Origin of the sequence: Acinetobacter sp. CIP 102136, from assembly GCF_000369685.1 — a bacterium.
Taxonomy (GTDB): domain Bacteria; phylum Pseudomonadota; class Gammaproteobacteria; order Pseudomonadales; family Moraxellaceae; genus Acinetobacter; species Acinetobacter fasciculus.
In genome coordinates, this window is the sequence record NZ_KB850142.1 from 1,586,836 (window position 1) to 1,599,857 (window position 13,022).

13 protein-coding genes are annotated in these 13,022 nt (G+C 43.0%); 1 reads left to right on the forward strand and 12 read right to left on the reverse strand.

The window, feature by feature from the left end; all coding sequences use genetic code 11:
* Positions 1–10 precede the first annotated feature (10 nt).
* From F893_RS13035 to F893_RS13060, 6 genes are all read right to left on the reverse strand, one after another.
* A complete protein-coding gene (locus F893_RS13035; protein WP_004280487.1) occupies positions 11–436 on the reverse strand; it encodes a hypothetical protein in 426 nt (141 codons plus the stop codon).
* 68 nt (positions 437–504) lie between these two features.
* Complete coding sequence (gene gyrA / locus F893_RS13040; protein WP_005252475.1) at positions 505–3,486, reverse strand: DNA gyrase subunit A; 2,982 nt, start codon at positions 3,484–3,486, stop codon at positions 505–507.
* A gap of 320 nt (positions 3,487–3,806) precedes the next feature.
* Positions 3,807–4,466 (reverse strand): hypothetical protein, encoded by a 660-nt coding sequence (locus tag F893_RS13045; RefSeq protein WP_005252479.1) that lies wholly within the window; start codon positions 4,464–4,466, stop codon positions 3,807–3,809.
* A 179-nt stretch (positions 4,467–4,645) separates the two neighbouring features.
* Positions 4,646–5,578, reverse strand: coding sequence for an FAD-binding protein (locus F893_RS13050; protein WP_005252481.1), 933 nt, complete (start codon positions 5,576–5,578; stop codon positions 4,646–4,648).
* Positions 5,579–5,596: 18 nt separating this feature from the next.
* A complete protein-coding gene (locus F893_RS13055) occupies positions 5,597–6,349 on the reverse strand; it encodes an electron transfer flavoprotein subunit beta/FixA family protein (protein ID WP_004280496.1) in 753 nt (250 codons plus the stop codon).
* Between the two features lie 523 nt (positions 6,350–6,872).
* Entirely contained in the window at positions 6,873–7,478 is a 606-nt protein-coding gene (locus tag F893_RS13060; RefSeq protein ID WP_005252483.1) for a LysE family translocator, read from the reverse strand.
* Positions 7,479–7,590: 112 nt separating this feature from the next.
* On the opposite strand from F893_RS13060, the gene F893_RS13065 reads away from it, so the two are divergent.
* Entirely contained in the window at positions 7,591–8,085 is a 495-nt protein-coding gene (locus F893_RS13065; RefSeq protein WP_004645712.1) for an Lrp/AsnC family transcriptional regulator, read from the forward strand.
* A 210-nt stretch (positions 8,086–8,295) separates the two neighbouring features.
* Here the strand turns inward: F893_RS13065 and F893_RS13070 are convergent, their stop codons facing one another.
* The 6 genes from F893_RS13070 to lptM all read right to left on the reverse strand — a co-directional run bounded on the left by F893_RS13070 (position 8,296) and on the right by lptM (position 12,898).
* Positions 8,296–8,679: a hypothetical protein gene (locus F893_RS13070; RefSeq protein ID WP_004731804.1), complete on the reverse strand. Its 384-nt coding sequence runs from the start codon at positions 8,677–8,679 to the stop codon at positions 8,296–8,298.
* A 231-nt stretch (positions 8,680–8,910) separates the two neighbouring features.
* Positions 8,911–9,846 (reverse strand): site-specific tyrosine recombinase/integron integrase, encoded by a 936-nt coding sequence (xerA, locus tag F893_RS13075; protein ID WP_005252485.1) that lies wholly within the window; start codon positions 9,844–9,846, stop codon positions 8,911–8,913.
* Positions 9,847–10,452: an alpha/beta fold hydrolase gene (locus F893_RS13080; RefSeq protein WP_005252487.1), complete on the reverse strand. Its 606-nt coding sequence runs from the start codon at positions 10,450–10,452 to the stop codon at positions 9,847–9,849.
* Between the two features lie 85 nt (positions 10,453–10,537).
* Complete coding sequence (gene dapF, locus F893_RS13085) at positions 10,538–11,383, reverse strand: diaminopimelate epimerase (RefSeq protein WP_005252489.1); 846 nt, start codon at positions 11,381–11,383, stop codon at positions 10,538–10,540.
* Between the two features lie 12 nt (positions 11,384–11,395).
* The gene (lysA, locus tag F893_RS13090; RefSeq protein ID WP_005252491.1) at positions 11,396–12,640 is read right to left on the reverse strand and encodes a diaminopimelate decarboxylase; all 1,245 of its coding nucleotides are present in this window, start codon (positions 12,638–12,640) and stop codon (positions 11,396–11,398) included.
* A gap of 24 nt (positions 12,641–12,664) precedes the next feature.
* The gene (lptM, locus tag F893_RS13095) at positions 12,665–12,898 is read right to left on the reverse strand and encodes an LPS translocon maturation chaperone LptM (protein WP_005252493.1); all 234 of its coding nucleotides are present in this window, start codon (positions 12,896–12,898) and stop codon (positions 12,665–12,667) included.
* Positions 12,899–13,022 lie beyond the last annotated feature (124 nt).

Here is a 13,022-nt window from a genome sequence, read left to right on the forward strand (position 1 = left end):
CCTATTCCACTTATTTACTTGATTCGCCAAAGACCTGAATATTGAAATTACGAATCTTGTTGCTACCATTCGGCTTATCAAAACTCACATCATACTGAACCAGATTCTCCGGATAGGCAATTTCATAACTGACCTTATATTGTCCAGGCTGATTGGTTGCTTCTTCAATCTCTTTGGTCATTAAAGTCTTAGACTTGTATTCACCTTGAGGAATTGAACGTGAAAAGCGTTTCATCAGCTTTTCATTATCCTTAAACTGGGTTTGCAACTGCGGTTCTAACTGATCCAGAAATTCCTCATATTTCCCGTCACGCAAATCCTCATAAGCCAGCTGTGCCGCCTTTTCCTGTTCAGGACTCGGATTCGGAATATTGTCCATTGAATTACAGCCAGTCAATGCAACCGCTGCTGCCAACAACATTAATTTGGTTTTCATCGCTTACTCTTATGCAGTCAAGGTTTATAAAAAAGGACGCCGAAGCGCCCTTTTTATCAGTAAAAAACTTATTCTTCTACTGAATTTTCACCATCTTTTGCAACTTGCTCAGTTTCAGCTGCTACATCTGTTTCTGCTACTAAAGATTCTGCACCTTCAATCGCTTCAACAAACTCATCTTCTTCAACAGCTTCGATTGAAACCACACCGACCAGCAATTCCTCATTACCTAAGCGGATCAGACGAACACCCTGTGCGTTACGACCGGTTTGCGCCACTTCAGATGCACGGGTACGAACCAGCGTACCGCCATCTGAAATCAGCATCAGTTCTTTAGACGCATCAATGGCAACAGCGCCCACCAATTGACCATTACGTTCAGAGGTCTTGATCGCAATCACGCCCTTACCGCCACGTTTCTTGGTCGGGAAGTCGTCTACTGGAGTACGTTTACCATAACCATTTTCAGATGCACACAGTACTTCGCCAGTTTCAGGTACAACCACCAGTGATACGATTCGGCTAATCAATGCTGAATCTGAACCATCTTCGTCATCAGACTCGATCTCAGTTTCGTCATTTTCTTCTAGCTGTGCAGCTGCACCAATGGTCACGCGCATACCGCGTACACCTTTGGCAGAACGCCCCATTGAACGTACATCCGTCTCTGCGAAGCGAATAGCTTTACCTTCATTCGAGAACAACATGATTTGCTGTTCACCGTCAGTAATCGCTACACCGATGAGGGTATCATCGCCATTCAGCTCAATCGCACGTAAACCGTTTGAACGAACATTCGAGAACTGTTCAAGCTCTACACGTTTAATCGTACCGTATTCAGTCGCCATAAACACATAGAAGTTTTTACGTACCGCTTCAGCCTGCTGAGCAAAGTCATTGATGATGTCATCATCAAGATCTGTTGCAGAAAGCTCCAAGCCCAACTGTTTCAATTGAATACGCAATGCATCAGAAATATCATCTGCACCATCTTCAGATTCTGTCAGCGCTGCTTCAAGCTCGGCAAAATGAGCATTGATCACTTCATTGCTTTGCAACTGCGCTGCATTGGCTTTTACAAATGCCTTGAAGTCAGCCAGACGTTCTTTGAATTTCTTCGGCGCATCAATCACAGGCAAGATTGCGGTAATGGTCTCGTTTTCATCCAGTGGCAGCAAGTTCACCATTGGGCGACCTTTGGCACCACGTGATGCTTGTGGTACTTCATACACTTTTAGACGATAGACCTTACCAACATTGGTAAAGCAAAGTACCGTCGCATGACTTGACGTCACAATCAGATGTTGAATGTAATCATCTTCTTTCATGCTGGTCGCAGACTTACCACGGCCACCACGACGCTGTGCAGCGTAGTCAGACAATGGTTGAGTTTTCGCATAACCTGATTTCGATACCGTCAGAACCATTTGCTCTTCAGGAATCAGATCCTCACGAGAGAAATCGATACGTGACTCGACAATCGACGTTTTACGTGCATCGCCATACTGCTGAAGAATCAAGGCCAATTCTTCACGAATCACATTCATCAACAGATTAAAGTCATTCAAAATTGCAGTCAGTTCAGCAATTTGTGACAGAATTTCGCTATATTCAGCATGTAACTTGTCTTGTTCAAGACCAGTTAAACGATGCAAGCGAAGCTCCATAATCGCATTCACCTGGGTTGGTGACAGACGATAAATCTCGCCATCCAAACCAAACGGGCGACTTGGGTCTTCACCTTCAATCTCATCTGGGCGTACAGAAACTGAACCGGCTTTTTCCAACAAGGCCAAAACACCGCCACCAGCCCACTCACCTGCCTGCAAACGCTCACGCGCTTCAGCCGGATTCGCAGAACTCTTGATGGTTTCGATGATGGCATCAATATTCGCCAGGGCAACGGTTAAACCTTCCAAGATATGACCACGTTCACGCGCTTTGCGTAATTCGAACATAGTACGACGCGTGACCACTTCCTGACGGTGACGGATAAACGCGGCAATGATGTCTTTCAGGTTCATCAATTTTGGTTGGCCATTGTCCAGACAAACCATGTTGATGCTGAAAGAGTTTTCAAGTTGCGTGTTCTGGAACAGGTTGTTCACGATCACTTCAGCGTTTTCACCGCGCTTCAGGTCAATCGCGATACGCATACCGTCTTTGTCAGACTCGTCACGAAGCTCTGAAATACCTTCCAGTTTTTTCTCTTTAACCAGTTCAGCAATACGCTCAATGGTTTTTGCTTTATTAACCTGATATGGAATTTCAGTGAAGACAATCGTGGTGCGGCCATTCTTCGGATCTTCTTCGAAATGGTATTTACCACGGATATGCAAACGGCCCTTACCGGTACGATATGCATCGACGATGCCTGATTTACCGTAAATGATACCGCCTGTCGGGAAATCCGGACCAGAAATATGTTCCATCAATCCTTCAATGCTGATTTGAGGATCATTGGCATAGGCCAGACACGCATTCACAACTTCAGTCATGTTATGCGGCGCCATATTGGTCGCCATACCGACTGCAATACCAGTGACACCATTAATCAACAAGTTCGGAACACGGGTTGGCATGACTTGAGGAATACGCTCAGAGCCATCGTAGTTGTCTTCCCACTCGACGGTATCTTTTTCAAGATCCGCTAACAGTTCGTGGGTCAGTTTACGCATACGCACTTCGGTATAACGCATGGCTGCTGCGCTATCGCCATCGACCGAACCGAAGTTACCTTGACCATCAACCAATTGGTAACGCAAGCTGAAATCTTGCGCCATACGTACAATGGTTTCGTATACGGCAGAATCACCATGCGGGTGATATTTACCGATGACGTCACCGACTACACGTGCAGACTTTTTATAAGCTTTGTTATAGTCATTGCCTAATTCGTGCATTGCGAAAAGCACACGACGATGAACAGGTTTTAAACCATCTCGTACATCGGGCAATGCACGTGACACAATCACGCTCATCGCATAATCGAGATATGAGCTTTTAAGTTCATCCTCAATGGCAATCGGTCTAATTTCCGATACGCTCATGCATACTCCTTATTCTACAAGCCAATTTTGGCTTGTATTTATATGTCGTAAAACTAGCAAAATCATTAACTCAAACGACTGAGTTAAAAACTAAAATACAGCCCTAAATTATAGCATAAACACTTGTATTTTTGTGTCGAAATATTCAGCTTAACCTTGTTAATTATCTTCATTTTAGTGATCATTTTCTTGTTATTTCAAAACAGAAAATTAGCGCATCCAGACAGGATTTTTCAATACCTCAAATTTTGAGAAATACAGTACTACAAAAACAAAATGCGCCAATCAACTGGCGCATCTTCATCGTTTTTTCTATATTTTTATTGTGCCTGGTTCAGTACTTTACGATAGCTCAGCACAGCCACAATCAATAAAACTGGCAATAACATTTCTACCCCTTCCTCAATGGTCATAATCATGATTTGAGTATGCGGTACCAACTGGATGCCGAATTCTTCTTTCAGGGTTGAGGTCGTGCGATCCAGCACCTTGCTCAGTCCGCCACAGGCAATGGTGAGGAAGATAAAAAAATGTGCAATATTCAAAGAATCTTTCATGCTTCGTATGGTTTGAACCAATTTTTTCGCCAGTACCAGAAAGACAAAAATAATCCCGAGCAATAAAATAAATCCGAGCAGCTTATCCATGAGCGGAATTTCAGCACTGCGATAGAAATTAGTTTTAATAAAACTCATTTCAAACACCTGCTTATGAAAATCCATTTCCCGCAATCCCAACAATGTCGCTGCTATAGCCGTAAACACTCGGGTATTAGGTTTGATTTCAACATTGAGCAAACACAGCACTGCCAGCAAGTACCATAACCATGGACTCATGACTTCAAAAGCGCCTGATTCACTAAATAAATACTGAGTCACCGCAGGCGGTGCATTCAGGGCAGTATGAATGCAAATACCCAGATAAAGCGCAATCAGCAGAAAACTAATGAACAGGATATGGGCGGCTTTGGAAAAGGACATGATTAAAAACAGGAGAAAAACCAAACCGGAATTTTATCACTTTTCATGCAAATGAAATACTCTAGTTTCGACTGCCGAGTATTTTTAAAATTTTTGCATAAAAAAACGCCCTTGGACAAAACAGGAAAGCATTGCTTTCACTGCCTGCACAAGAGCGTTTTTTGAATCCGATTCAAGAATTAGATTTTAGAAACCAATTCAGGAATAACAGTGTTCAAATCACCGACTAACCAGTAGTCAGCGACTGCATTGATTGGCGCTTCTTCGTCTTTGTTGATCGCAACGATCACTTTAGACTCTTTCATACCCGCCAAATGCTGAATCGCACCAGAGATACCGACTGCGATGTACAGATCAGGCGCAACGATTTTACCAGTTTGACCCACTTGCATATCGTTTGGTACGAAGCCAGCATCTACCGCAGCACGTGATGCACCTTGAGCAGCACCAAGCTTGTCAGCCAATGGATCAAGGATCTTGTGATAGTTCTCACCAGAACCAACACCACGACCACCAGAAACTACAATACGCGCAGCTGTCAGTTCAGGTCGTTCAGATTTTACGATTTCTTCGTTGATAAACTTAGAAATACCGGCATCACCAGTAGACGCAGCAGCTTCAACAGCAGCAGAACCACCCTCAGCAGCTACAGCATCAAATGCTGTACCACGAACAGTCGCCAATACGATGCTTTCGCCTGATTCTACAGTCGCAATTGCGTTACCTGCATAGATCGGACGTTTGAAAGTCTTAGGACCATCTACCGCAATGATGTCAGTGATCATGCTTACGTCAAGAAGCGCAGCTGCACGTGGCAAAATGTTTTTACCAGTTGTTGTAGAAGCAGCAAGGATATGTGTATAGCCTTTACCTAATTCAGCAACAAGTTTAGCCACATTTTCAGCCAATTGGTTTGCATAAGCAGCGTCATCAGCAAGTAATACTTTGCTTACACCCGCAACTTTAGCCGCTTGGTCAGCAACTGCCTGAGCGCCAGAACCAGCAACCAATACAGTGATATCACCACCGATTTTTTGCGCTGCAGCAACAACGTTTAAAGTAGCAGCGTTTAATGCTTTGTTGTCGTGCTCAGCGATAACTAAAATACTCATGATTTTTATCCTTCTGTATTAGATCACTTTCGCTTCGTTTTTCAATTTTTCTACAAGCTCGTCTACAGACTTCACTTGTACGCCAGCTTTACGCTCTGCAGGTGATTCAACTTTCACTGTTTTCAGTTTAGTTGCAGGGTTTACACCGAAATCTGCAGGTGACTTGGTATCCAGCGGTTTTTTACGCGCTTTCATGATGTTTGGAAGTGCCGCATAACGAGGCTCGTTCAAACGCAAGTCCGTGGTAATGATTGCTGGAAGTTTCAGCTCAACAGTTTGTAAACCGCCGTCTACTTCACGTGTTACTTGTACTTTATCGCCATCTACTTTTACTTCAGAAGCGAATGTACCTTGACCTGCACCCATTAGAGCGCCAAGCATCTGACCAACCTGATTCGAGTCATCATCAATTGCTTGCTTACCAAGAAGGATCAATTGTGGTTGTTCAGCGTCAACAACGCCTTTCAGAATTTTAGCGATTTCCAGCGCACCCAGTTGGCTGTCATCAGCTTCAACCAGAATACCGCGGTCAGCACCAAGCGCCATTGCAGAACGGATCTGTTCTTGGGCTTCTTTAGGACCAATAGAAACAACAATGATTTCTGAAACAGTTCCTTTTTCTTTTAAACGAACCGCTTCTTCCACTGCGATTTCACAGAATGGATTAATTGACATTTTAACGTTAGTTAAGTCAACACCACTGTTGTCCGGTTTAACACGAACTTTAACGTTGGCATCAACCACACGTTTTACAGCAACAAGAGCCTTCATGTAATCCTCGGCTGTTTTAGCAAATGTAAATGTTGAGAAAAGTTAGTGTAACTCTTCACTTAAATTTTTTTAGGTGCCCTATCTTGCAATGTGTACGGCATTTCGGTCAAGTCACAATTCAACAAAGAGCTGTAAAAATGCGTAATTTTCCCTGAACGATGCGTTCACAATTAATTGTTATCGTTTTATTACAATGAAATGTATCAATATTTACTTAAAATTTAACCATTGATTTATATTATTTTTTTATCTGATTAATCACATCAGAAGTTTTGATTGATGACATTTAATTTAAACTGATTTAAAGCAGCTTGAAGCAAAACAGCCGGAATATACGTATGTCAGCTTTTGTCATTTTGGACAGAACTCTTTTTGAGAGCGAATTAAACCTAATATAAAGACAAATTGACCAAATAATAAACCAGCTCATTGAATTCTACGCCGACAAAGTGAATATTTAATTTCAAATCTTCGCAATTATAAAAAAAGCATACTGCGAACAGTATGCTTCTTTGCAACCCTATTAATTAATGATGAGCCAGCTTGCAGCAAGTGCCAGTAAACCACCAGAAGTTCCATCTACCCATTTTTGTTTACGTTCATCCATTTGGGTTTTCTGGCTGATTTTGCTGAATAAAATGCTTAAGCCACAATACACCACAAAAATCAGACTGATAAAAATAAAGGACAGAATCAAGCCTTGACTAACCGTATTGGCCGATTTATCAATAAACTGCGGCAAAATCGCAAAATAAATCAACATGCCTTTCGGATTTAACAGTGCGGTAAAAAAACCTTTTTTAATCGGATTGGCTGAGGTCTTTTTCTCAATGTTCAGCGCGTTTTTACTGAATACCGATTTGAGCAAACCAAAGGCCAGATACAGCAGATAAGCAATCCCGAGCCAGCGAATCGTTTCAAACAGCACCGGAAAAGAGACAATAATAGCCGCAATCCCGAGTGCCACCAGAATAGAATGCACCAGATAACCGCAACACACCCCTAAGGTTGCCATCATGCCTGCTTTTGCATCTTTACCCATCACTTGAGACAGGATAAATAACATATCGGGTCCAGGCGTAAAAATCAGGGGAAGCACGGTCAGTGCAAAGAGTACAAATACAGACATTTCCTTTTCCTTTCAAACTCCAGAAAGTGAAATAAGTATCTGCGATTTTTTACAAAATTGGCTTTCATTTTATTTTATAATAAGTATTATTTTTCGAATACTATTCTAATTTATGAAAATATCCACCAAGTCTGTGCGGGTAAAGCTTGATCGAATTGATAAAAATATCATTCGACATTTACAGGCCAATGGCCGTATTCAGAATAATGATCTGGCACGTGAAATCGGACTTTCACCTTCATCCTGTTTACGCCGGGTGAAATTGCTGGAAGATGCAGGCGTGATTCAGAATTACACGACTATTGTCGACCAACAAAAAATTGGTTTTCAGCTGATTTTATTTTCGCGCATCTGGCTGGTCGGTCAGGATGCCGAAACCATTGATACCTTTATTGAGGCGATGAAAGAATTGCCGCAAGTGATGGAGTGCTACATCATTTTGGGAGAGAGCGATGCCATGTTGAAAGTCGTGGTGCCTGATCTGGAAAGTTACCGGAAATTCCAGTCGACCCATCTGACCAAAAAAAATGGTATTACCAGTGTCAAAACAGATTTACCGAGTCAGATTATTAAACAGAGTTTCCAGCTACCTTTAGAAGATTTATAGGCAAACTGATTTTAGATAACGAAGCTATGTTCTTAATTTAAGATTTGAATGATCGTAGCTTGCTGAAACCATAACCTGTGCTGCAAGCGCATAGATTGCAAGTTCTCGTATAAAAAAGGTTGCCTATAATAGAAGACAACCTTTTCCTCGTGAACAAAGCCAAACCACAGGACTGAATCTTATTATTATGCTGTGTGGATACTTCAGAATTTACTCAGTTTCTTGTGCTAAAAAATCACGATGTACATGGCTTAAATCTACCAGCTCATAGTCTGCCAATTCAAAAATTTGCCAAATCGCAATCGCATCTTCTTTTAAATCGACTGCTTGGGTCGCACGATTCGACAATTGCCATTGCAAGTCAGAAATCCATAAATAGTATTGTCCAGTCGCCGCATTAAAGGCCTGAACTTTCCCATCGGCATTAATGCCTTGAATGATGGCGCCTTCAGGTAAAGTCGCTTCAAGATTGGGTAAGCTAATGTCCACAAAATGTTTGATTTGTCGCAGACCATAACCTGCAAACATTTCTTTTTGAGCTTCACTTAACTGTGCATATTTTTGCTCTATATCTGCAATTACCAGTGTGTCCATGTCACCTCCCATCGGTCAAATGCTGAGACGCTGCTCAGCAATATTTCATTTTAAATATTAAATAGTATTTATTGTTATACCTGAAATGGCGCATTTAACGAATAAGACAATAGTGAAATGCTTACCCGAACGCCAATGTTCAGTTCAATTCCATTTTAAGGTTTATATATGAAAGTTTTGTGCCAAAAATACAATTTTCATGATTTTTATTCTTTAAAACTGGGCACATGATCAATCTTCTTTATGCTGCGCACGCGGATGGGCCTGATCATAAATCTGGGCCAGATGGTCAAAATCAACATGGGTATAAATTTGCGTGGTGGTTAAATTACTGTGTCCCAGCATTTCCTGCACGGCTCGTAAGTCCCGGCTATTCGATAACATGTGACTCGCAAAACAATGTCTTAACAAATGCGGATGTAAATCTACATTCACGCCTGCGCGCTGCGCCTGAAACTTGACCCGATTTTCAATTTGTCGTGCACCGAGCGGATTGCCTTTCTGGGTAATAAATACATTCGCCTCCGGTACAAAATCGCCATTCCATAAAGGATAAACCTGCAACCAAGCCATCACGCTGTCTTTGGCCTTGGAACCGAAAGGCACTATCCGGGTTTTATTGCCTTTACCAGTAATGCGTAATAACTGCCGGTTGAAATCAATATCTTTAATTCTCAGGCTTTGCAGTTCTGCCAGACGCAGCCCACTGGAATAAAGCAATTCTAACATCGCTTTGTCCCGGAGCCACATTTGCTGTTGTATTTCATTTTCAGGCGCAGGCTGATCAATAATTTGGTTGACGGTTTCAATATCCACCATGCCCGGCAAAGGACGCGATTGACGTTTTAACTGAAAATCATCCGCCGGATTAAAAGCCATATGCTGAGCCTGCTCGGCCCATTTCATAAACTGACGAATAGCCGAAAGCATACGTTGCAGGCTGCTAGGACTGAGCTGATGCTGTTCCACTTTTTCAGCCAGAAACTGGCGTAAATCGGTGGCTTCTACATCGTTTAAATTGAGCTGCTCACGCTGGCAAAACTCTAAAAAATCTGAGACATCACGTTCATAGGCTTGCAAGGTATGTTTGGACTGGTTTTGAATTTCACGTTCTTTCAGCCACATGTTAAGCAAGAGTTGAGGTGGGACAATCACTGCTTGCTCCATTTAGAGTTGCTCCAAATAATCTTGAATCAGCATTGCAACCTGATTTGCATGAGAATTGGCAAAGAAATGATCTCCACCTTGGATAATATGCAATTTTGCATTTTTAAAAATTCCTGCCAAGTATTGTCCAAGCTGAACAGTACTTAAAGGATCATGATCGCCCCAGATCAGTAAGATCGGAATGTCAAGACTTTCAAGCTGAATGCGGCTAAATTCAGTTTGGTCTTGTACAAACCAGTCCGGTGCTGTTTTAAAATGTTCATGATAATCTGTTCGCCAGTCTGCACAATGAAATGATTGCAAATTCAGGCCACCAGATGTCGCCAACAATACCAGTCCTTTGACTTTCTGTGGATGCTTAAGTACCAACCCAACGGCCAATACACCACCCATAGACTGGGCAATCAGAATGGAATCATCCTCTATCTGCTTTTCCACGAATTCTTGCAAATCATGCAGATTTTGAATGGCCAAATTTGGTGCTACGCCATCAAAGCTTGGATAGGCAATGACTTGCTGATCTGGATAGCCGGTTAATGCTGCCTTTAATGGCTGCCAAAAGTGCTGGCTTCCTGAAGCACCCGGCAGGAACACAAGCTTATTCATCTCGGTCAAATTCTACGGTTTTTCCCATCCTAGCATAAAAAAAGCACCATCAAAGACAGTGCTTTTTTCTCAAGCGGAACCAAGCTTAACCCTGGAAATAACGTAAATCCAGACGTCCTTCATATACGGTCGCCGCTGGTCCGGTCATCCAGACCACATCACCTTCTTTCCATTCAATTTGCAGCTTGCCACCTGCCAGTTCAACTTCGACTTCACTCGACAGCAGACCACGACGCATACCTGAAATTGCGGCAGCACAGGCACCTGTACCACAAGCTAAGGTCTCGCCTACACCACGCTCGTACACGCGTAAACGCGCATGTTTTTCATCAATGATCTGCATAAAGCCAGCATTGACCCGAGCCGGGAAACGCGCATGTGATTCTACTTGTGGACCAATACGTGCGACATCTGCAGCAATCACATCCGGTACAATCGTTACCGCATGTGGATTCCCCATATTCACCACATCAATCGTCAGCCTTTCACCGCCAGCGAGATCAATGTCATACAGGCTCTCCGGCGCATCAGCTACAAATGGAATTTCCTGAGGCAGGAATTTTGGATAGCCCATATTGACCCGTACCCAACCATTCGCACCCAATTCCGGCTCTACAATACCAGATTTGGTTTGTACCTTGATTTTGGTTTTGGTCGTGAGCTGACGATCATGCACAAATTTGGCAAAACAGCGCACGCCATTGCCACATTGTTCCACTTCTGAACCATCGGCATTAAAAATCCGATATTTAAAGTCTGCACTTGGGACATCGGGTGGCTCAACCACCAAGAGTTGATCAAAACCAATGCCAAAGTTACGATTGGCCAAACGCTGAATGGTCAAAGTGTCTAAATAAGCACGCTGGCTGATCAGATCAACCACCATAAAGTCATTGCCCAGACCATGCATCTTGGTAAATTCTAATAACATCCTGATTTATCCTTAAGGCAATAAACGCTCACGTTCCCAAAGTGATTCAATCGTCTCACGTTCACGAATCAAATGTGCCTGATCAGCATCGACCATTACCTCAGCAGCACGTCCACGGCTGTTGTAATTTGAACTCATCACAAAACCGTATGCACCTGCGCCCAGCACAGCCAGCACATCATTTTCCTTGATCGCAAGCTCACGCTCTTTACCCAGAAAATCACCAGTTTCACAAATTGCACCCACCACATCCCATTCTTTCATTTCGACATCGGTACGAGGTGTAACAGATTGAATATCCATCCATGCTTCATATAACGCAGGGCGAATCAGGTCATTCATCGCTGCATCAATGATCGCGAAATTACGGTGATTGGTTGGCTTGAGCAGATCTACTTTAGTCAGCAGCACACCTGCATTGGCAGAAATACTACGTCCCGGTTCCATATACACTTTCAAGCCCAGTTTTTCTAAAGCTGGACGCAGCGCATTGGCATATTCTTCAACCGACGGCGGGGTTTCATCTTTATACGTCACACCCAGACCACCACCGATATCGATGTGTTTGAGGTGAATGCCCAGCTCTTTTAACTGGTCGATCATCACGATGACACGATCCAGTGCATCGACAAATGGCTGGGTTTCAGTCAACTGTGAACCAATATGGCAATCAATCCCGACCACATCCAGATTTGGCAATGACGCTGCATATTGATAAGTTTCAAACACGCTATCCGATGGAATACCGAATTTATTTTCTTTTAAGCCCGTTGAAATATAAGGATGGGTTTTGGCATCGACATCCGGATTGACACGCAATGAAATCGGCGCTTTGACATTTAATTCAGTCGCAACTTTCTGTATACGATCCAGCTCGGCATAAGATTCGACGTTAAAGCAGGCAATCCCAACTTCTAGCGCTTTTTTGATATCCGCTTCAGATTTACCCAGACCCGAAAATACGATTTTCGATGCATCACCACCGGCTTTCAGCACACGCGCCAATTCACCACCGGTCACAATATCAAAACCGGCACCCTGTTTGGCCAATACATTCAATACCGCAAGATTAGAGTTGGACTTTACCGCAAAACAGATTTGATGGTCGATAAAATCAAAAGCACGGTCCATATCTAAAAAATGCTTTTCCAAAGTGGCTTTAGAATAAACATAGAGTGGTGTGCCGAATTGCTCCGCGAGCTGTTGTAATGAACATTGCTCAGCGTGCAATACCCCATTAATGCGGGTGAAACTCATGAAGGTATCCTTTCTGTGAAAGCGTTATGGAGTGGTTTTAACGTCTGAATCGGTAGGTGCAGCAAACTGTTGTTGCACAGGTGCCTCGCGTTCTTCATCGGACGCTTTAGGCTCAGTTTCAGTATTTTTGTATAACAGATACTTGGCACGCTTGTCGTAATTCGGATCATTCGGCAAGTGCAAAGCACCTGACTGTCCACAACTTGCAAGAGCAAGACCCGTCGCTAAGATACTGATGTAGCAAATGACTTGGCGCATCTGACCACCTAATGTAATAGTTTCGATGAAGTATAACGCGATCATTCGGCATGACCCAAGCGTTAAACGCTAGAGAGTATCTTTAGACAAAAAAAAACGCCAGCAGATCGCTGACGTTTTTATT

What these genes read in the sequence shown, in the direction of transcription:
- lptM (WP_005252493.1), bottom strand. Translation starts at nt 12,898, where the DNA reads ATGCGCCAAGTCATTTGCTACATCAGTATCTTAGCGACGGGTCTTGCT.
- gyrA (WP_005252475.1), bottom strand. Translation starts at nt 3,486, where the DNA reads ATGAGCGTATCGGAAATTAGACCGATTGCCATTGAGGATGAACTTAAA.
- F893_RS13035 (WP_004280487.1), bottom strand. Translation starts at nt 436, where the DNA reads ATGAAAACCAAATTAATGTTGTTGGCAGCAGCGGTTGCATTGACTGGC.
- F893_RS13065 (WP_004645712.1), top strand. Translation starts at nt 7,591, where the DNA reads ATGAAAATATCCACCAAGTCTGTGCGGGTAAAGCTTGATCGAATTGAT.
- F893_RS13070 (WP_004731804.1), bottom strand. Translation starts at nt 8,679, where the DNA reads ATGGACACACTGGTAATTGCAGATATAGAGCAAAAATATGCACAGTTA.
- xerA (WP_005252485.1), bottom strand. Translation starts at nt 9,846, where the DNA reads ATGGAGCAAGCAGTGATTGTCCCACCTCAACTCTTGCTTAACATGTGG.
- lysA (WP_005252491.1), bottom strand. Translation starts at nt 12,640, where the DNA reads ATGAGTTTCACCCGCATTAATGGGGTATTGCACGCTGAGCAATGTTCA.
- F893_RS13045 (WP_005252479.1), bottom strand. Translation starts at nt 4,466, where the DNA reads ATGTCCTTTTCCAAAGCCGCCCATATCCTGTTCATTAGTTTTCTGCTG.
- dapF (WP_005252489.1), bottom strand. Translation starts at nt 11,383, where the DNA reads ATGTTATTAGAATTTACCAAGATGCATGGTCTGGGCAATGACTTTATG.
- F893_RS13055 (WP_004280496.1), bottom strand. Translation starts at nt 6,349, where the DNA reads ATGAAGGCTCTTGTTGCTGTAAAACGTGTGGTTGATGCCAACGTTAAA.
- F893_RS13080 (WP_005252487.1), bottom strand. Translation starts at nt 10,452, where the DNA reads ATGAATAAGCTTGTGTTCCTGCCGGGTGCTTCAGGAAGCCAGCACTTT.
- F893_RS13060 (WP_005252483.1), bottom strand. Translation starts at nt 7,478, where the DNA reads ATGTCTGTATTTGTACTCTTTGCACTGACCGTGCTTCCCCTGATTTTT.
- F893_RS13050 (WP_005252481.1), bottom strand. Translation starts at nt 5,578, where the DNA reads ATGAGTATTTTAGTTATCGCTGAGCACGACAACAAAGCATTAAACGCT.